The organism is Bradyrhizobium sp., assembly GCF_050014615.1.
Lineage (GTDB): Bacteria > Pseudomonadota > Alphaproteobacteria > Rhizobiales > Xanthobacteraceae > Bradyrhizobium.
Map to the genome: position 1 here is coordinate 1 of NZ_JBEKCZ010000030.1, position 17,912 is coordinate 17,912.

Genomic DNA, 17,912 nt, shown 5'->3' on the forward strand with positions numbered 1-17,912 from the left:
CGGCCGGCTGCATCTGGCCGAGGCGCTGTCATATCGCGCGCTGGCCGAGGATTTAAGGCGTGCGGCTTGAGGACGAAAACGCCAGCGCGATCAACGTGATTCTACCCGTCCAGATCTAATTGAAAAAATATATCGCTTCGCGATCAACCCAAATCAAATTCATAGTTGCACCGTCCCGCCTCCCAGAGGGGCGTTTCGCGAACGTCACGGACGTGAGGCGGGATGCGGTGGACGCTTTGGCGCTGCAGACGTACAGCGCGTGACGCGGACGGCGAAGTCGTGTGGTCCTGACGCCCCGACGCTGGCGTCAAGTTTCGCGGGATGATTCCCGCGAGGCGATGGTGGCAAACAAGCCCGGTCACCAGGGAGAGCACGAAGGAACCCGTTAAAACCATTGCGCGGGGAATGCCGGGTGATTTCCGGTGTACCTGTGGCTTCTACCCCTGTGCTTTTCTGTTGCACAGGGGGCTGCGGGTGCAGCGGGCACCCGGCATTCCCTGCGCCCTCTGATTTCAGGGGCGAAAAATGCAGGCATAACTCGGGCGCATCGCGCCGCGGGAATGCGGAGTCATATTCTAACGTCGTTGCGAGGAGCGAAAGCGACGAAGCAATCCATTCTTTCTTTGCTCGGCGCAATGGATTGCTTCGCTTCGCTCGCAATGACGGTGTTGGAACCGTCGTGGCTGTTTGACATTTAAATCTGGAAAAGCGCTGGCTAAGCCCACCTCTCGTCATCACCCGCGAATGCGGGTGATCCAGTATTCCGAGGCGCCAGGGATGGAACCGAGAAGCCGCGGCGTACTGGATACCCCGCATGCGCGGGGTATGGCTCTCCTTTCCCCACTCCCCCGCCGTCAACCCGGCGGTAACGAGTTTTGTTTACGATTCGCGAACCATAGGCCCTGCGTATCCGGGCCTGGGAACAGCGAGCCGCCCGACATGTTGCGTTTCAAGATTCTGGCCTCCTCGATTCCACTGATCGCCGCCGCCGTGCTGGCGCGCGGCGTGCTACCCGGCTCGCATCCCTGCATCGCGATCGCCGACACTTCAGTCCAGATCGCATCGATGCCCTGGCGTGCCGATCTTCATGTCGCCTTCACCGACGATCCCTCAGCCGCAACCGTGCGGGTGCAGATCGCCGATAGCGCCGAAACCGCCGATTTCGCCGTGGTCGATGATGTCGACAGCGCCGAGGCCAGCGCCTGCGAGGCCAACCCCGCGACCCGGCTGGTGGCGATCTCCGCCACGCCCGACGGCAGCGCGCCCGTGATCTACCTCACGCATGACGGTCCCGCCGATTACCGGATTTTCGTGCGGTCGAAGAGCTTCAGCCTGCGCGATGCGGCCGCGCTCGTGGTCGGCGCGGGCGCAGGCGTCGGTGCAGGCGTGGGTGTCAGCGCCGGGCACCATCCGCTGGAAGCCGCATCGCTCTGAACCGGCTGTTAACGTTTCATCAACCCTGTTCGCAGCGGAGCGCGGAACGCCGCCGCTTCTCAAGCACTTTGCAAGGTCGCCACGGCATCGTCGCCGGCAAGCCAACAGCGCGAATCGCGGCATCCTCAAATGCCTGACCGCGCGAAATAATCGCGCTGCAAACTCAGGGGTGGTCGGCGATGGGACGGATTCCCCGGATCAGGTTAGGCATCCGCCGCTTCATGCGGCGTTATCCGCTGATCCTGTCCGCGATCCGCTCGTTCACGATCTTTTCCGCCGCGTTCGGCGGCTCCTATGGTTTCATCGCCGGAAGCCGGTCCGGACAATACGACGCCCGCAACTTTGCGCTCGGCGCGAGCTTCCTGTTCGCCATTGCCTGCGTCGCGCTGGCGACGCTGAGCATGCGGCTGCGGTTCATGAAGCGACGGCTGCGCCGGATCGCGCTGCATAATGAAGCGCTGGCCGACCGCAATTGGGAATTGAAGGAAGCCGAGGAGCGCGCCCGCAGCCTGTTCGAATCGCAGGGCGACCTGATCGTGCTGCGCGATGCGCAGGGCTGCATCACCTTCGTCAACGATGCCTATTGCGAGCTCGCCCGGCAACCCCGCAGCGCGCTGATCGGCAGCCCCTTCACATTGCAGGTGCTCGAGCAGGGCGACACCGCGCTCGAGACCAACGGCACGCGGATTCATGACCAGCGGATCGAGACTGCGCTCGGACCGCGATGGATCGCCTGGCGCGAAGGCCTGGTTCGATCCGACGCGGGGCAGCCTGCGGAGATGCAATGCGTCGGCCGCGACGTCACCGACCGCACCGAGACCGAACGCGCGCTCGCCGACGCGCGCGATCAGGCCGACGCCGCCAACCGCGCCAAATCGCGCTTCCTGGCGATGGCCAGCCATGAAATCCGCACGCCGCTCAACGGCATCCTCGGCATGAGCGGGTTGCTATTGGATACGCCGCTGACGCCGGAGCAGATGACCTATGCCAAGGCGGTGAAAACCTCCGGCGATGCGCTGCTGGCGCTGATCGAGGAGCTCCTGGATTATTCCAAGATCGAGGCCGGCAAGATCGATCTCGAACATCGTCCATTCGCGCTGACCGCGCTGATCGAGGACATCACCGAGTTGCTGGCGCCGCGCGCGCAAGCGCGACAGCTCGAAATCGCGGCCTATGTCGACGAACGGCTGCCGCTGGAGGTGACCGGCGACGCCGCGCGGTTGCGTCAGGTGCTGCTAAATCTGGCCGGCAACGCCATCAAGTTCACCGCGACTGGCGGCGTGGCGTTGATCGTCGAGCCCGGCATCTGGCCCAATGAAATCAGCTTCCTGGTGCGCGACACCGGCATCGGCATCGCGCCCGAAGCGCAGCAGCGGATCTTCCGCGAGTTCGAACAGGCCGATGAGCGCATCGCCCGCAGCTATGGCGGCACTGGGCTCGGCCTCAGCATCTCCGAGCGCATCGTCAAGCGCATGGGCGGCCGCATCACGCTGGAGAGCCAGCCCGGTACCGGCTCGACCTTCGAGGTGTCGATTCCGTTGCCCGCCTCCGACAGCACGGGCGGCGTACAACCGGCGTTTAAGGCACCGGATCTGGCGGGACAGTCGATCATGCTGGTGTCGCCGCAGAGTATCGAGGCGTCGCTGGTCGCCCGCCGGCTGCAGCGCTGGGGCGGCCAGACCTGCGTGGTTTCGGACATCGGCGTCGCGGAGGCGCTGTTGCCCGAGCGTTCCTGGCACGCGGTGCTGCTGGATCGCGCGCTCGGCACCGACCAGGTCGCGTTGCTGGGCGAGATGGCGCGCACACATGCGATGCATCGGATAGTGATGTTCACGCCGGCGACGCGGCAGGAACTTCAGCTCTCCGCGGAGGCCTCGGCCTTTACGGGCTATCTGGTCAAGCCGCTGCGCGCGGCCTCGCTCGCGGCGCGCCTGACGATGGCGCCGGAAATTGCCGCGCCGGAAATCGCCGGCGATGCGCTGATCGAGGCGCCCGAGCATCCCGAGACGCCGCCGGTCGCAGCCGCGCGCGGGCTTTCGGTGCTGGTGGCCGAAGACAACGAGATCAACGCGCTCCTGATGCGTTCGCTGTTGACGAGGTTGGGACACCATGTGGTGATCACCACCAATGGCGAAGAGGCGCTGGAATCGTGGCTGGCGGCGAAATCCGCCGGCGCGCCCTATGATCTGGTGCTGATGGACATCCAAATGCCGCGGCTCGACGGCATTGAAACCACCAAGCGCATCCGCGCCCGCGAAGCCGGACAGCCCGGCCGTCAGACCCCGATCCTCGCTTTGACCGCGAACACGCTGGTGGAGGATCGCTACGCCTGCTTCGAGGCCGGCATGGACGGCTTCCTGATCAAGCCGCTCGATCGCGACAAGCTGATCGATGCGCTGGCGGGCCTCGCCGCGTCGCGGCATCTCGCCGCCTGATTGCTTCCGCGCCCACGTCGCCCTTGACGCATCCGATGATTCTCCCCGAGCATGCGCAGAGCATTTCGTCCGCATAAACGGACTCGGCAGATATCAGCGATTTGGCGCAGGTCTATTTCAGGCAGTTGAAGAATACGCCGTACGCGCGACTTGAGAGCTGCGTTGGATTACAGCCGCCGCAGCGCCACGGTTTCAACCACATGGTCCGCGCCCTTTTTCAGGATCAGCTTGGCCCGCGGCCGGGTCGGCAGGATATTATCCTCGAGATTGGCAAGGTTGGTGCGTTCCCAGATCGCCAGCGCGGTGGCCGTGGCCTCCTCGTCGGAGAGCAGCGCGTAGCGATTGAAATAGGATCGGCGATCATGAAACGCGGTGTCGCGCAGCGCCAGGAAGCGCCTGACATACCAGTCGCGCAGCACCGATTCGTCGGCGTCGATATAGACCGAGAAATCGAAGAAGTCCGACACCACCGGAACCGCCTTGCCGTCGCGCGGCAGCCGGCCGGTCTGCAGCACATTGACGCCTTCGACGATCAGGATGTCCGGCCGGTCGACCTCGATCCATTCGTTCGGAATGATGTCATAGGTCAGATGCGAATAGACCGGGGCACGCACCGGCCGCCGTCCTGCCTTGATGTCGCTCAGGAACGACAGCAGCGTCGGCAGGTCGTAGCTCTCCGGAAAGCCCTTCTTCTGCATCAGGCCCTGCCGCTCGAGCACCGCGTTGGGAAACAGAAAACCGTCGGTCGTGACCAGATCGACCTTCGGGCGCGGCGACCATCGCGCCAGCAGCGCCTGCAGCACGCGCGCGGTGGTGGATTTGCCCACCGCCACCGATCCGGCGACGCCGATGACGTAGGGCATCTTGCGGTCTTCGATGCCGAGAAAGCGCCGTTGCGCGAAATACAGCCGCTGCATGGCATCGACATAGATCGACAGCAGGCGCGACAGCGGCAGGTAGATTTCCTCGACCTCCGTGAGATCGAGCCGGTCGTGCATCGAGCGCAGCTTCGCGACCTCGTCGGCGTCCAGCGTCATCGGCGCGCCGTCGCGCAGCCGCGCCCACTGTTCCCGGGAGAACACCCGGTAGGGATTATACTGCTGGTCCGTTGCCCGCATGTCCATGAGCGCCGCCTTCTAGTCGCGCTTGCGCGCGGCCTTCTCCTCAAGTCCCGACATCGCCGTGCGCTGCCCAAGCGCAGCCTCGACATCCTCCAGCTTCACGCCGCGCGATTTCAACAGCACCAGCAGGTGAAACAGCAGATCCGCGCTTTCGGCGATGAGATGATCGCGATTATTCTCGACCGCGGCGATTACGGTTTCCACCGCTTCCTCGCCAAACTTCTTGGCGCAATGCTCCGAACCCTTGTCCAGCAGCTTGCGGGTATAGGACCCCTCGCCTCCCGACGCCGCGCGGGCATCGATGGTGGTGGCCAGATCATGGATCGTGAAACGCGACATCGCCTGAACTCAATAAGCCGGCCCGCAAGGAAGGGCCCATCCCCTTCTCATCCCCTTGGGGATGTAGCACTTCCGTTACAAAGAGTCGTCAGGGATCGAGCCGCATCGGCAGCCCGGCGCGAACCATGTGATCCTTGGCTTCACGTATGGTAAATTCGCCAAAATGAAAGATCGAGGCTGCCAGCACCGCGGTCGCGTGCCCTTCCCGGATACCGTCGACCAGATGATCGAGATTGCCGACGCCGCCGGAGGCGATCACCGGGACGGCGACGCTGTCCGCCACGGCCTGCGTGAGCGGGATGTCGAAACCCTGCCGGGTGCCGTCCCGGTCCATCGAGGTCAGCAGGATTTCGCCGGCGCCGAGCGAGACGACTTCCTGGGCATATTCGATGGCATCGATCCCGGTGGAATTGCGCCCGCCATGGGTGAAGATTTCCCAGCGCTCCGACCCGCCGCCGCGCTTCACCCGCTTGGCGTCGATCGCGACCACGATGCACTGCTCGCCGAATTTCTCGGCGGCTTCCTTGACGAATTCGCGGCGGCTGACCGCCGCGCTGTTCATCGAAACCTTGTCGGCGCCCGATCGCAGAAGCGTCTTGATATCGTCGACGGTGCGCACGCCGCCGCCCACCGTCAGCGGCATGAAGCAGGCCTCCGCCGTGCGCCGGACCACGTCCAGCATGATGCCGCGATTTTCATGGGTCGCCGTAATGTCGAGGAAGCAGAGCTCGTCGGCGCCGGCGGCGTCATAGGCGATCGCCGCCTCGACGGGATCGCCGGCGTCGCGCAGATCGATAAAATTGACGCCCTTGACCACGCGGCCGTCCTTGACGTCGAGACAGGGAATCACGCGCACCTTGAACATTTGAGAACTCCTAGGCCGCAGTGCGCGCGTTGCGGATCAGCGCCAGCGCAGCAGAAGGATCGAGCCGACCGTCATAAAGCGCGCGGCCCGCGATCGCACCGGCGAGTTTCTTGGCGCGCGGCTGCAGCAATGCCTTCACATCCTCGATCGAAGCAAATCCGCCGGAGGCAATCACCGGGATCGATATCCGCTCGGCCAGCGCAATGGTGGCGTCGAGATTGAGGCCCTTCAACAGACCGTCCCGCGCAATATCGGTAAAGATGATCGCGGCGACACCGGCATCCTCGAACCGCTGCGCGATTTCAAGCGCGGTGACCTGCGAGGTTTCCGCCCAGCCTTCGACCGCGACCTTGCCGTCGCGGGCGTCGAGGCCCACCGCGACGCGGCCGGGAAATTTTTTCGCCGCACCCTTGACCAGTTCGGGATCGCGCACCGCCGCGGTGCCGATGATCACCCGCGCCACGCCTTTGGCGAGCCAGGCCTCCACCGTTTTCAGATCGCGAATACCGCCGCCGAGCTGCACCGGCATCGTGACCGCCGCCAGCATCGCCTCGACCGCCCCAGCGTTCATCGGCTTGCCGGCAAAGGCGCCGTCGAGATCGACCACATGGAGATACTCGAATCCCTGCGCGGCAAAGCTGCGCGCCTGTGCCGCCGGATCGAGGTTGAACACGGTCGCGCGCGCCATGTCGCCCTGCTCGAGCCGCACGCACTGGCCGTTCTTCAGATCGATGGCGGGAAAGAGAATCACGGCTTCCATTTCAAAAAGTTCGAAATCAGGGCCAGCCCGAAACGCTGGCTCTTCTCCGGGTGAAACTGGGTGCCGATGGCGGTATCCTTGCCGACCATCGCCGTCACCGGTCCGCCGTAATCGGCCCGCGCCAGCACGTCCGCCTCATTGGTCGCATTGAGGTGATAGGAGTGCACGAAATAAGCGTGGCGTCCCTTCGGGCCCAGCGGCAGACGCTCCAGCACCGGATGTTCCCTGACCACATCGAGCGTATTCCAGCCCATATGGGGAATCTTCAGATTCTCCTGGCGCGGCGAAATTTTTTCGACATCGCCGGCGATCCAGTTAAAGCCGTCGGTGGTGACATGCTCCTTGCCGCGGGTCGCCATCAGCTGCATGCCGACGCAGATGCCGAAGAACGGCCGCGCCTTGCTGCGCACCGCCTCGGTCATCGCCTCGATCATGCCGTCGAGCGCATCGAGACCCCTGCGGCAATCGGCGAAGGCGCCAACCCCGGGCAGCACGATGCGATCGGCACGAAACACCGTTTCGGGATCGCGGGTCACGACGATCTTTTCCGGTTGTTCCATGCTCCGGCTGGCACGCTCGAACGCCTTGGCGGCCGAATGCAGATTGCCGGAGCCGTAATCGATGATGGCAACGCTCAACGCGACGCTCCCGGCTCTGGAAACAACCCGATGATCTCGCTCTGCGGCAGCGGCGGCGGCCGTGAAAAAGCCTGGCCCGGAACATCCCGCGTCGGCGGCGGTCCGCCGCGATCGACCGCCGATTGATCGTTACTGAGCGCGCGCTGCTTGGCGGTCCAGCGATCGAAAAAGCGCCGCTCGGCCGCCTCCTCGTCGTCGGCCACCACGATATCGAGCTGACGCCAGTTGCGCCGCGACAGGGTCCAGCGCCGCAGGCTCGCGGCTTCGAATCCCATCAGGAGCGCCAGCAACGCATCGACCAGAAAGACCGCCGTTGCGGGGACGCCAAGGCGCACCATGCCGACATCAAGCACGGTCATCAGCACGATCCAGCCGATCAGCGCCAGCCACAGGCGATGCCAGGCGAGCCACACCACGCCGAGAACCGCGGCCCAGAGATGAAAGCCGTCGCGCACGAAGGCAAAGCGATCGGTCGCGCGAAGATCCGCGTTGTTGCTGACCGGAGCATGAACTGTGTAAACCGGCATCGTACCTCTCCGCCGATGAAAACCAAAATCAGCCGCCGAGCTGACCCTTGGTGGACGGCACCTCGCCCGCGGCGCGCGGATCGATCGCGACCGCCGCACGCAGCGCCCTCGCCAGACCCTTGAAGCAGGATTCGGCGATATGATGGCTGTTCTCGCCATATAGGGTTTCGACGTGCAAAGTCACGCCGGCATTGATAGCGAACGCGTTGAACCATTCGCGCACCAGTTCGGTGTCGAATTGGCCCACCTTGTCGCGTGGGAACTCGACCTTGAACACCAGTACCGGCCGGCCGGAAATGTCGATCACGACCCGCGACAGGGTCTCGTCCATCGGCATGTGGATGCCGGCATAGCGGGTGATCCCGGCCATGGTGCCCAGTGCCTGCTTCACCGCCTGCCCCAGCGCAATCCCGACATCCTCTGTGGTGTGATGGTGGTCGATATGAAGATCGCCCACCGCCTTCACGGTGAGATCGATGCGCGAATGCCGGGCCAGCAAATCGAGCATATGGTCGAAGAACCCGATGCCGGTCGCGACATTGGATATGCCTGTCCCATCGAGGTTTACCGTCACCTCGATGTCGGTCTCTTTGGTCTTGCGCTTGATGGTCGCTGTGCGCATGAAAAAGGGCTTCCCTTGGCCAGGTTCGGGCCGAAAACGCGGCCCTTTTAACAGGCCCATCCCACCTTCGCTACTGCGGGATAGGCCGGTAACGACCGAACTTCGGCCTATGGTGACCGGAATTTCGCTCCAAACCGCTCCGGACCGTGCCGATTGCAACCCCGCGCCCGAATCCCTAAATCCCTGCCAACGCGAGGTACTTCATGCAGGCATCAGAATCCCAGTCGCCGGTCTGGCACGGCACCACGATTTTAACGGTCCGCAAGGGCGGCAAGGTGGTGATCGGGGGCGACGGGCAAGTGTCGATCGGCCAGACCGTCATCAAATCCAACGCCAAAAAGGTCCGCAAACTCGGCAAGGGTGACGTCATCGGCGGCTTTGCCGGCGCCACCGCCGACGCCTTTACGCTGTTCGAGCGGCTGGAAAGCAAGCTTGAGCAGTATCCGGGGCAATTGACCCGGGCCGCGGTCGAACTCGCCAAGGACTGGCGCACCGACCGCTATCTGCGGCGGCTGGAGGCGATGATGATCGTCGCCGACAAGGAGGTGTCGCTGGTCCTGACCGGCACCGGTGACGTGCTGGAGCCGGAAGCTGGCGTGATGGCGATCGGGTCCGGCGGCAATTATGCCCTGGCGGCCGCCCGCGCTCTGGTCGATTCCGACAAGGATGCCGAGACCATCGTGCGCCGGGCGCTCGATATCGCCGCCGACATTTGCGTCTATACCAATCGCAATGTGACCATCGAGACGCTGCAGGAAGGCTGATCGTGGCGCCGGACTACGTCTTCCGCCCGATGTCTGTCGGCGACCTCTCGACGATCCGCTGCTGGCTCGAAACGCCTGAGGTCGTGCGCTGGTGGGGACAGCCCGACGAACAATATGCGCTGGTGAGCGGCGATCTCGATCATCCGGATATGGATCAGTTCATTGTCACGCTTGACGATCATGCGTTCGGTTACATCCAGTGCTACGCGCTCGGCACCTGGAACCAGGGTTTTGGTCCGCATCCCTCCAGGACGCGCGGTATCGACCAGTTCATCGGGGTCCCGGACATGATCGGGCGTGGTCACGGCTCCGGCTTCATCCGTCAGTTCGTCGACAGTCTGCTGGCATCGGGTACGCCACGCGTGGTCACCGACCCGGATCCGGAAAACCGCCGCGCCGTGCGCGCCTGTGCCAGGGCCGGCTTCCACGGCAATCGCCTGATCGAGACGCCGGACGGCCAGTCCCTGCTGATGGTCCGTGGCTCATGACGCTTCAGCGCGATACGTCCGCCCGCACAGGACTTTCACCATGGCATTGGCTGTTGATCGCGGCCGGATTGATCGCGCTTCAGGCCTCGATCCTGTTTGCGATGGGCCGGCTGCCGATCTGCGCCTGCGGTTATGTGAAATTCTGGCACGGCGCGGTGCAGAGCTCGGAGAATTCGCAGCACATCACCGACTGGTACACCTTCTCGCACATCATCCACGGCTTCCTGTTTTACGCTGCAACCTGGCTATTGCTGCCGCGCGCGCCCTGGCCCGCCCGGCTGATTGCGGCGATGTTGATCGAAGGCAGCTGGGAGGTCGTTGAAAATTCCAACTGGATTATCGAGCGATATCGCGCCGCCACGGTGTCGCTGGACTACTTTGGTGACAGCATCGTCAACTCGGTATCCGATACGCTGTCGATGATCGCAGGCTTCTTGCTGGCCAGAAAGCTTCCGGTTGCGCTGACCGTCGCCCTCGCGCTCTTATTCGAGATTTTGGTCGGGCTTCATATTCGCGATAATCTCACCCTGAATATCATCATGTTGATCCACCCGTTTGAGGCCATACGGCAGTGGCAAGCGGGACCACCCATCATCTGACACCGCTTGTGTCAGCAACATTACAACCTACCTAGGACCCATGACCGACTTTTCCCCCCGTGAAATCGTCTCCGAACTCGACCGCTTCATCGTCGGCCAGACCGACGCCAAGCGTGCAGTCTCGATTGCGCTGCGCAACCGCTGGCGGCGGCTGCAGCTCACCGGCTCCCTGCGCGAGGAAGTGCTGCCGAAAAACATCCTGATGATCGGGCCGACCGGGGTCGGCAAGACCGAGATCGCGCGGCGGCTGGCGAAACTCGCGGGCGCGCCGTTCATCAAGGTCGAGGCCACCAAATTCACCGAGGTCGGCTATGTCGGCCGCGACGTCGAGCAGATCATCCGCGATCTCGTCGAAGTCGCGATCGCGCAAACGCGCGAACGCAAGCGCAAGGACGTGCAGGCCCGCGCCCAGCTCGCCGCCGAGGATCGTGTGCTCGACGCGCTGGTCGGCGCCAATTCCAGCGCCGCGACGCGGGATTCATTTCGCAAGAAACTGCGCGCCGGCGAACTCAACGACAAGGAAATCGAGATCGAGACCCAGTCCTCGGGCGGCGGCATGCCGATGTTTGAAATTCCGGGGATGCCGGGGGCGCAGCTGGGCGCGATATCGATCGGCGATATCTTCGGCAAGATGGGCGGCCGGACCAAGACCCGCCGGCTCACGGTCGTGGATTCCCACGAAACCCTCGTCAACGAGGAATCCGACAAGCTGCTGGATAACGAACAGCTGGTGCAGGAAGCGATCAACGCGGTCGAGAACAACGGCATCGTGTTTCTGGACGAGATCGACAAGATCTGCGTGCGCGACGGCCGCAGCGGCGGCGATGTGTCGCGCGAGGGCGTGCAGCGCGATCTTCTGCCCCTGATTGAGGGCACCACGGTTTCGACCAAGCACGGCGCGGTCAAGACAGACCATATCCTGTTCATCGCCTCCGGCGCGTTTCACATCGCCAAGCCGTCAGACCTGCTGCCCGAATTGCAGGGCCGGCTGCCGATTCGCGTCGAATTGGAAGCGCTGACCCGCGACGACATGCGCCGCATCCTGACCGAGCCCGAGGCTTCGCTGATCAAGCAATATATCGCGTTGATGCAGACCGAAGGCGTGACGCTGGATATTACCGACGGCGCCATCGATGCGCTGGCAGACGTCGCGGTCGCGGTGAACTCGACAGTGGAGAATATCGGCGCCCGGCGGCTCCAGACCGTGATGGAGCGGGTGCTCGACGAGATTTCCTTCGCCGCGCCCGACCGTAATGGCGAGACCATCCGGATCGATGCCGATTACGTCCAGAAGCACGTCGGCGATCTCGCCAAGAACGCGGATCTGAGCCGGTTTATTTTGTAGGTTTAGACCGTCGTCCCGGCGAACGCCGGGACCCATAACCACCGATGTTGGTTGTAAACGAGATAGCCGCTCCAGCTTGGTACAACAATATACATTGGTGGTTATGGATCCCGGCTCGCGCTTCGCTTGGCCGGGACGACGGCGGAGATAGTGGCGCGTTGCACGGCAAGCTTCCGTTGTGCGATGGTTCGGGACTGATCCTCGCTTCCGGGTGCTAAATGAATCTGCTTGTGCGGGAAAACCCCTGGCGCCTGATGCTCGCCGTCAACGTCGCCGTTGTCATCGGGGTTCTTCTCTACAAGATCACCCGCGAACCCTACGTCCCCTATGTCCATCTGCTGGTCGATTATCATTTCGGCTTCACCAAGCGCGCGCTGATCGGCGCCGTCGTAGGACTGTTTTTCTCCAAAGTGCCGGTGTGGCTGGTATTCGCGCTCGGCGGCGTCGTATGGCTGATCACGCTCGGGCTCTTCACAAAACTGTTTCAGCGGACTTTCGGCTTCGACGACGCGCACATGCCGCTGTTCGTGTTCATCGCCGGCTCGCCGTTCTTCTTGAAGAACTTCATGCATACGCTGGGGCATTTCGACATCTACGGCTGCGCGCTGGCGATCTGTCTGTTGCTGGTGCCGGCGCGTTCCCTGGCTTTCGTGATCCTGGCGGCGCTGGGCTCGATGATCCTGGTTCTGATCCACCACATCCATCTCCTGATGTATGTGCCGACCATCGCGGTCATCGTGGTGCTGCGCTATTATCTGGTGCAGCGCCTGACCGGGCTGAATGCAGCGGTCGGAATTGCCGCGGCCGCAACTATCGGCCTCCTTTTTCTCGCGGCACAGTTCTATGGATCGATGACGGTGCCGCAGGACGAGTTCGTTCGTTATCTGCATGGCAGGATGGCCGACCCAACGCGCACCAATCTCCTGAGCTTTGCCTACATCTGGTACCAGTCGCTGGCGCAAGAACTTCACGATACCTGGGAGCGGATGCCCTCCAATATTCTGGGCGTGCCGGTGTTTGCACTGCTGATCTTGCTGCATACCCCGCTGTGGCAATACTTTGCCGATCTGATCCGATCGCTCGCGGAAGATTTGCACCGGCGCATCGTCATCGCCGGCATCATCATGGTAAGTCTCGCCTATCTCGTCATGTTCGCGATCGTGTTCGACTATTCGCGCTGGATATCGAACTGGGCGGTCTGCATGTTCCTGATCCTGCATGCGGTCAAGACTTTGCCGGCCTCACGGGCGGCGCCGATATCCGCTACGGATCGCAAGACCACAATTCTCGGCTGGATCGTGACGCTTGTTCCACGCGTCGGGATCGTCCGGCCGTTTTGATTTTTATTTTGACGCGTTTTCTTTACGCGAACCGGTACCCACGGGGCCTGTCATCGGGCGCGCATTCGCGCGACCCGTTGGCTCGAAAACGCTTTGTTATATTCTCGATCGCCTGATCCGAACGTAGAGCGCGCCCTCGCCGCCATGCCCGATATGCGCTTCCTCAAAACCGACCACCAGCGAGCGGAATTCAGGCAGGTTGAGCCATAGCGGCACCTGGCGGCGCAGCACCCCGCGCTCGGATTCGGCGCCGACGGTGCGGCCTTTGCCGGTGATGATGAGCACAAAGGTCAGGCCGTCGATGTGGGCGCGCTGCAAAAAGCCCGATAGCGCGCGGTGCGCGCGCGTCTGCGTCATCCCGTGCAGATCGAGCCGGGCTTCGATTTCCTTGCGGCCGCGCGACAGATGCGAGCGCTCGCGGCGTCCAAGCGGCGCCAGCGGTGGCGGCGGCGGTGGCACCGTTGGCTTTGGTGCCCGCGCAATGTTGGCCGATGGATGTGATTTGGGCGAAGCCTCCGGTTTCGCGGCCACAGGTGCTTGCGCATCGGGTGCGACGGCCTGCGGCTTTGCCGCGCGATGTCTTTTGCCCAGCGGCTTGGTTTGCCTGGCGACACTCTCCCACAATGCGCGCTCTTCTTCACTCAAGCCGCGTTTGCGCCGTGGCGGGGCAGGCAATTCCGGGATTAACGGCGGGCGTTTCATCTGCGGCGATAATGATGGATGCGATGGTGGCGACGCCCCTCGCGATCCGGTTCGATCATGGGCCGCGGCTCAGGCAGCGGTACCGCTTGTGCAGTTACTGCCGCTGAAGGCTGCGGCGGCGCGGCGACAGAAGCGTCCGATGGCTTCGCGCTACTCTTCGGATCCTTTTGCTGATCCTTCGATGGATCGACCTGCGGAAACAGTTTTGCGATCTTCTCCGAAGGCCGCGGATCCGGCAGCGGCATTTTGCGGCCGCGGGCCGCCGGATCGAGGCTTTTCGGCACCAGGATCACGAAGCGCATATTGTGCCGGAAGCGGCCGGACACCCGTCCGGCATCGGCGCCCGCGCCGTAATAGATGTCGGCGCGCGCCGGTCCCGTGATCGCCGAGCCGGTGTCCTGCGCCACCATCAGCCGGCGAAACGGCGTCTTCGATTGCTCCGATTCGATCGGCAGCTCACCTTCGATAAAAAACGGCGTGCCGTAGACATGCAGGGCCTTGTCGACCGCGATCGAGCGGCCCGGCGTCAGCGGCACGCCCTGCGCGCCTACCGCTTCATCCTTGTCGGAGAGGTTCACTTCGCGAAAGAACACGTATGACCGGTTGGCACGGCGCAATTCCTTGGCGCCGTCGGGGTTTTGATCCATCCATTCCCTGATCCGCTGCATCGACATCTGCTCTTTCGGGACGATGCCGCGATCGATCAGGATGCGGCCGACCGCCGTATAGGGGTAGCCATTATGTGCGTCGTAATTGATGCGAACGGTCGAGCCGTCTTCGAGACGGACCCGTGCCGAACCCTGGATCTGCGTGAACAGCAGATCGGTCTGATCCTTCAGCCAGCAGATTTCGAGGCCGCGGCCGGCAATCGCGCCGTCTTCGATCTCGGCCCGATCGTAATAGGGCACCAGCTTGCGGCGACCGATCTTGCGAAACACCTGCCCTTTATTCGGCAAGCCCACGGCGTCCTGTTTGAAGCCGCGGACGAATAAATTCGACGGGCGGCGATAGACCGGCACGTTGTAAACGTCGGTCTGGATCCGTGATCCGTCGATCACGGGCTCGTAGTAGCCGGTGACGAAGCCGTCGTTTTCCCCGAGCCGCGAAATTCGCAACGGCAGAAAATACTCTTCGAAGAACGCCCGCGCTTTGGCGCCGTCGGTCATGTCGAGCGCCTTGGCCGCGCGGCAGGGCTCGCGCAGCGACGTGCCCAACGCCTTGGGATTGGCTAGCCCGTTTCGCTGCTCGGCGATCGACATACAGCTGGCGCGAAAAGCCTTGTAGGCCGCCAGATGATCATCGTCGCTCCAGCCCGCGATATCGGACCACGCGACCGGCGCATATTGGCTGCCGCTGATCTCAAGCGGCCACTCGAGGCGCGGATACGGGATGGAACGGGCATCCGGAAGATGGACGCGCGCTCTACGCGCGGCATCGGCGGCAAACGGAGCGAGCGCCAACGCCACGGCGATCACACAAAACGCGGCGGCGTAGTGTTTGATCCCACGCGCGTTAGTGAGCGCTTCCGGTGCCAACCAGCTTCCAGTTCGGATCGCGTGAGGTCGTGTCGCGGGCGAATGTCCAAACATCGGTGATATCGGCGACCTTGTCCGGATTGCCGTCGACGATGGTGCCGGCCTTGTCGCGGGTGACCGAGATCATCTGCGATACAAACCGGACCGTCAGCTGCGCCGCGCGATCGCGGGCTTCCGCGCCCACCAGTTCGGCCTTGTCGATCGAAACAAAGCGCGTCTCGGTCTTCTGCTCCTGTTTCTCGCGATCCTTGATCACGGCATCGAAGCTGTCATAGACCTCGGACGACAACAGATCCTTCAGCGCCCGGCGATCGCCGTTGGCGAACGCCAGCACGATCATCTCATAGGCGCTGCGCGCGCCGCTGATGAAATGACGGGGATCGAATGAGGAATCCTGGACCGCGATGGCATCGAGACCCTGGGCGAGCGCGGTGCCCGGCTCGGTCAGGCCTTTCCAGCGATCGGTAGGCGGCACGACATCGGCGGTCGGCGCCAGCGGCGCCTGATCGATGACCGCGCCCGGCATCGGAACGACGTTATTGTCCTGTGCGCCCTGCACCACATTGCGCGCCGTGCGATCATAGGGCGGCCGCTCGTTTCCGGTGCGCTGTCCGAGCACATTGCGCAGCCGCAGGAAGATGAAGACGGCCAGCGCCAGGAAGATGATGGTGTAAATATCCACGTCGCATTCGCTTTCTGGTCTGCGCCGGCAAGAGGTCCGGCGGTAGAGCGTTCCCCTCAGGGAACGGCAGATATTACATCATGGATGGGTCTGCAGCATGTAGGCACGAAACTTGGCCTGGCCAATGGCACGTCCTGGCATGAAAAAGCCATGACAATTAAAACAGGCCAATTAAAACAGCCCAAGCCGATACGCTTACCCGGTAGCCACGGCTCGAATTGTAGCGCGTTTTCGCAGCAAGGGGAAACCCCGATAGTGCCCGGAAATCGCGCATATTCAACAATTTAGAGTGTACCCTCCGGCTCTGGCCCGCCGACCTTGCAAAGATCGGCCGCGCCGGCCGATCCGAAGGGGCCAGGTCCCGGCAGGCCAGCCGCGATTGTCGTCCTTGTGGAATGAGGCGGGGCTATGATAGCCACTCGCCCCGACACGGCATTTCGCACCTCACGAGCGAATTCAGCTGCAAACCGGCCCGCTCGCGTAAAGTTCCAGGAGAGACTTCCATGACCAACGGCAACGGCGCGCCTCCCGAGGCGGCCCCTCCTCCGCAGCTGAACGTACTGGCGCAGTATACCAAGGACCTTTCGTTCGAGAATCCGAACGCGCCGGCCTCGCTGGCACCGCAACAGCAGCAGCCCGCGATCAATATCCAGATCAACGTCAGCGCCAACAATATCTCCGAACATGAATTCGAAGTGACGCTTTCGGTCGAAGGCAAGGCGGAAAACGCCGGCAAGGTCATGTTCAGCTTCGATCTCGCCTATGCCGGTGTGTTCCGGATCATGAACGTGCCCCAGGAAAACCTGCATCCGCTGGTCATGATCGAATGCCCGCGGCTGTTGTTCCCGTTCGCCCGCGAGATCATCGCAACCTCGGTGCGCGATGGCGGGTTCCCGCCGCTGATGCTGGATCCCGTCGATTTTGTCGGCCTGTACCGCCAGAATATGGAACGACAAGCCGCCCAGGCGGCGCAAGTCAAGCCAAGCTAGATACCGATCGCATCCGACCAGGCGCGCGTTACAGAAAATCGTTCCAGATCGCCTTCTCGCCCAGGGTGACGACAAACTCCCAATGCGCCACGCGGTCAGCTTCGGTGACCCGCGGTTTCAGCGGTTCCAGCCGCTGCCGCCGCGGCATTTCACCATGCCCGCTGGCGCGCGTGTCGCGGGATTCCGCGGCCAGAATCAATTGCGACTGCCGGGCCCCGATCAGATCGATATAGACCTCGGCCAAAAGCTCGGCGTCGAGCAGCGCGCCGTGCTTGGTGCGGCGGGAATTGTCGATCGCATAGCGCGAGCAGAGATCATCGAGGCGATTCGACACGCCCGGGTGTTTGCGCCGCGCCAGCAGCAGCGTGTCGACCAGCCGATCGCGCGAAATCGCCGGGCGCTTGATTCGGTCGAGTTCGGCGTTGATGAAGCCGATATCGAACGAGGCGTTGTGAATCACCAGCGGCGCGTCGGCGATGAATTCAAGGAACTCCTCGACCACGCCAGCGAATAGCGGCTTGTCGGCGAGGAACTCGCTGGAAAGGCCATGCACGGCGAAGGCTTCGGCCGGCATGTCGCGCTCGGGATTGAGATGCCGATGAAAGGTCTGGCCGGTCGGCATGCGGTTGAAAATCTCGACGCAGCCGATTTCGACCAGCCGGTCGCCGCGCAGCGGGTCAAGCCCGGTGGTCTCGGTATCGAGAACGATTTCACGCATGATTGGCCG

At 63.0% G+C, this 17,912-nt stretch carries 19 protein-coding genes; 8 read left to right on the forward strand and 11 right to left on the reverse strand.

Translation table 11 applies throughout. The features are described 5' to 3' along the window. Positions 1 to 939: 939 nt before the first annotated feature. Both ABR948_RS07175 and ABR948_RS07180 read left to right on the forward strand, forming a co-directional pair. Complete coding sequence (locus tag ABR948_RS07175; protein WP_428115127.1) at positions 940 to 1,434, forward strand: hypothetical protein; 495 nt, start codon at positions 940 to 942, stop codon at positions 1,432 to 1,434. Positions 1,435 to 1,613: 179 nt separating this feature from the next. Next, positions 1,614 to 3,869, forward strand: a complete 2,256-nt coding sequence (locus tag ABR948_RS07180; protein ID WP_428115130.1) for a response regulator — start codon at positions 1,614 to 1,616, stop codon at positions 3,867 to 3,869. A 167-nt stretch (positions 3,870 to 4,036) separates the two neighbouring features. Here the strand turns inward: ABR948_RS07180 and coaA are convergent, their stop codons facing one another. The 7 genes from coaA to hisB all read right to left on the reverse strand — a co-directional run bounded on the left by coaA (position 4,037) and on the right by hisB (position 8,741). Next, entirely contained in the window at positions 4,037 to 4,993 is a 957-nt protein-coding gene (coaA, locus tag ABR948_RS07185; protein WP_428115132.1) for a type I pantothenate kinase, read from the reverse strand. A 12-nt stretch (positions 4,994 to 5,005) separates the two neighbouring features. Continuing rightward, positions 5,006 to 5,329, reverse strand: coding sequence for a phosphoribosyl-ATP diphosphatase (locus ABR948_RS07190; RefSeq protein ID WP_428115134.1), 324 nt, complete (start codon positions 5,327 to 5,329; stop codon positions 5,006 to 5,008). An 88-nt stretch (positions 5,330 to 5,417) separates the two neighbouring features. Then, positions 5,418 to 6,194 carry an imidazole glycerol phosphate synthase subunit HisF gene (gene hisF, locus ABR948_RS07195; protein WP_428115137.1) on the reverse strand — a complete coding sequence of 259 codons (777 nt, stop codon included), beginning with the start codon at positions 6,192 to 6,194 and terminating at the stop codon, positions 5,418 to 5,420. 10 nt (positions 6,195 to 6,204) lie between these two features. Next, positions 6,205 to 6,954: a 1-(5-phosphoribosyl)-5-[(5-phosphoribosylamino)methylideneamino]imidazole-4-carboxamide isomerase gene (gene hisA, locus ABR948_RS07200; protein WP_428115139.1), complete on the reverse strand. Its 750-nt coding sequence runs from the start codon at positions 6,952 to 6,954 to the stop codon at positions 6,205 to 6,207. Continuing rightward, positions 6,942 to 7,592 (reverse strand): imidazole glycerol phosphate synthase subunit HisH, encoded by a 651-nt coding sequence (hisH, locus tag ABR948_RS07205; RefSeq protein WP_428115141.1) that lies wholly within the window; start codon positions 7,590 to 7,592, stop codon positions 6,942 to 6,944. The genes hisA and hisH overlap by 13 nt, the downstream gene beginning before the upstream one ends. Next, complete coding sequence (locus ABR948_RS07210; protein ID WP_428115144.1) at positions 7,589 to 8,119, reverse strand: DUF2628 domain-containing protein; 531 nt, start codon at positions 8,117 to 8,119, stop codon at positions 7,589 to 7,591. The genes hisH and ABR948_RS07210 overlap by 4 nt, the downstream gene beginning before the upstream one ends. 28 nt (positions 8,120 to 8,147) lie before the next feature. Beyond that, positions 8,148 to 8,741 (reverse strand): imidazoleglycerol-phosphate dehydratase HisB, encoded by a 594-nt coding sequence (gene hisB / locus ABR948_RS07215; protein WP_428115146.1) that lies wholly within the window; start codon positions 8,739 to 8,741, stop codon positions 8,148 to 8,150. Positions 8,742 to 8,944: 203 nt separating this feature from the next. Between hisB and hslV the strand changes: the two genes are divergently transcribed. From hslV to ABR948_RS07240, 5 genes are all read left to right on the forward strand, one after another. Further along, on the forward strand, positions 8,945 to 9,505 hold the full coding sequence (gene hslV / locus ABR948_RS07220) for an ATP-dependent protease subunit HslV (RefSeq protein WP_428115149.1): 561 nt from the start codon (positions 8,945 to 8,947) through the stop codon (positions 9,503 to 9,505). A 2-nt stretch (positions 9,506 to 9,507) separates the two neighbouring features. Beyond that, positions 9,508 to 9,993: a GNAT family N-acetyltransferase gene (locus ABR948_RS07225; protein ID WP_428115152.1), complete on the forward strand. Its 486-nt coding sequence runs from the start codon at positions 9,508 to 9,510 to the stop codon at positions 9,991 to 9,993. Beyond that, the gene (locus ABR948_RS07230) at positions 9,990 to 10,592 is read left to right on the forward strand and encodes a DUF2585 domain-containing protein (RefSeq protein ID WP_428115154.1); all 603 of its coding nucleotides are present in this window, start codon (positions 9,990 to 9,992) and stop codon (positions 10,590 to 10,592) included. Before ABR948_RS07225 ends, ABR948_RS07230 begins: the two co-directional genes overlap by 4 nt. A gap of 40 nt (positions 10,593 to 10,632) precedes the next feature. Further along, positions 10,633 to 11,937 (forward strand): ATP-dependent protease ATPase subunit HslU, encoded by a 1,305-nt coding sequence (gene hslU / locus ABR948_RS07235; RefSeq protein WP_428115157.1) that lies wholly within the window; start codon positions 10,633 to 10,635, stop codon positions 11,935 to 11,937. A 218-nt stretch (positions 11,938 to 12,155) separates the two neighbouring features. After that, positions 12,156 to 13,277, forward strand: a complete 1,122-nt coding sequence (locus ABR948_RS07240; RefSeq protein WP_428115159.1) for a hypothetical protein — start codon at positions 12,156 to 12,158, stop codon at positions 13,275 to 13,277. A gap of 96 nt (positions 13,278 to 13,373) precedes the next feature. Here the strand turns inward: ABR948_RS07240 and ABR948_RS07245 are convergent, their stop codons facing one another. Genes ABR948_RS07245 through ABR948_RS07255 form a run of 3 tightly spaced genes read right to left on the reverse strand, consistent with a single transcriptional unit; the run spans position 13,374 to position 16,196 of the window. After that, a complete protein-coding gene (locus tag ABR948_RS07245; protein ID WP_428115162.1) occupies positions 13,374 to 13,979 on the reverse strand; it encodes a Smr/MutS family protein in 606 nt (201 codons plus the stop codon). Further along, the gene (gene mltA / locus ABR948_RS07250; protein ID WP_428115164.1) at positions 13,976 to 15,514 is read right to left on the reverse strand and encodes a murein transglycosylase A; all 1,539 of its coding nucleotides are present in this window, start codon (positions 15,512 to 15,514) and stop codon (positions 13,976 to 13,978) included. The genes ABR948_RS07245 and mltA overlap by 4 nt, the downstream gene beginning before the upstream one ends. Then, positions 15,492 to 16,196 (reverse strand): Tim44/TimA family putative adaptor protein, encoded by a 705-nt coding sequence (locus ABR948_RS07255; RefSeq protein WP_428115166.1) that lies wholly within the window; start codon positions 16,194 to 16,196, stop codon positions 15,492 to 15,494. The genes mltA and ABR948_RS07255 overlap by 23 nt, the downstream gene beginning before the upstream one ends. Before the next feature lie 503 nt (positions 16,197 to 16,699). On the opposite strand from ABR948_RS07255, the gene secB reads away from it, so the two are divergent. Further along, complete coding sequence (secB, locus tag ABR948_RS07260) at positions 16,700 to 17,185, forward strand: protein-export chaperone SecB (RefSeq protein ID WP_428115169.1); 486 nt, start codon at positions 16,700 to 16,702, stop codon at positions 17,183 to 17,185. A gap of 28 nt (positions 17,186 to 17,213) precedes the next feature. On the opposite strand, the gene dnaQ is transcribed toward secB, so the two are convergent. Then, positions 17,214 to 17,903 (reverse strand): DNA polymerase III subunit epsilon, encoded by a 690-nt coding sequence (gene dnaQ, locus ABR948_RS07265; protein ID WP_428115172.1) that lies wholly within the window; start codon positions 17,901 to 17,903, stop codon positions 17,214 to 17,216. Positions 17,904 to 17,912: the final 9 nt, after the last annotated feature.

What these genes read in the sequence shown, in the direction of transcription:
- ABR948_RS07175 (WP_428115127.1), top strand. Translation starts at nt 940, where the DNA reads ATGTTGCGTTTCAAGATTCTGGCCTCCTCGATTCCACTGATCGCCGCC.
- ABR948_RS07180 (WP_428115130.1), top strand. Translation starts at nt 1,614, where the DNA reads ATGGGACGGATTCCCCGGATCAGGTTAGGCATCCGCCGCTTCATGCGG.
- coaA (WP_428115132.1), bottom strand. Translation starts at nt 4,993, where the DNA reads ATGGACATGCGGGCAACGGACCAGCAGTATAATCCCTACCGGGTGTTC.
- ABR948_RS07190 (WP_428115134.1), bottom strand. Translation starts at nt 5,329, where the DNA reads ATGTCGCGTTTCACGATCCATGATCTGGCCACCACCATCGATGCCCGC.
- hisF (WP_428115137.1), bottom strand. Translation starts at nt 6,194, where the DNA reads ATGTTCAAGGTGCGCGTGATTCCCTGTCTCGACGTCAAGGACGGCCGC.
- hisA (WP_428115139.1), bottom strand. Translation starts at nt 6,954, where the DNA reads ATGGAAGCCGTGATTCTCTTTCCCGCCATCGATCTGAAGAACGGCCAG.
- ABR948_RS07210 (WP_428115144.1), bottom strand. Translation starts at nt 8,119, where the DNA reads ATGCCGGTTTACACAGTTCATGCTCCGGTCAGCAACAACGCGGATCTT.
- hisB (WP_428115146.1), bottom strand. Translation starts at nt 8,741, where the DNA reads ATGCGCACAGCGACCATCAAGCGCAAGACCAAAGAGACCGACATCGAG.
- hslV (WP_428115149.1), top strand. Translation starts at nt 8,945, where the DNA reads ATGCAGGCATCAGAATCCCAGTCGCCGGTCTGGCACGGCACCACGATT.
- ABR948_RS07230 (WP_428115154.1), top strand. Translation starts at nt 9,990, where the DNA reads ATGACGCTTCAGCGCGATACGTCCGCCCGCACAGGACTTTCACCATGG.
- hslU (WP_428115157.1), top strand. Translation starts at nt 10,633, where the DNA reads ATGACCGACTTTTCCCCCCGTGAAATCGTCTCCGAACTCGACCGCTTC.
- ABR948_RS07240 (WP_428115159.1), top strand. Translation starts at nt 12,156, where the DNA reads ATGAATCTGCTTGTGCGGGAAAACCCCTGGCGCCTGATGCTCGCCGTC.
- ABR948_RS07245 (WP_428115162.1), bottom strand. Translation starts at nt 13,979, where the DNA reads ATGAAACGCCCGCCGTTAATCCCGGAATTGCCTGCCCCGCCACGGCGC.
- secB (WP_428115169.1), top strand. Translation starts at nt 16,700, where the DNA reads ATGACCAACGGCAACGGCGCGCCTCCCGAGGCGGCCCCTCCTCCGCAG.
- dnaQ (WP_428115172.1), bottom strand. Translation starts at nt 17,903, where the DNA reads ATGCGTGAAATCGTTCTCGATACCGAGACCACCGGGCTTGACCCGCTG.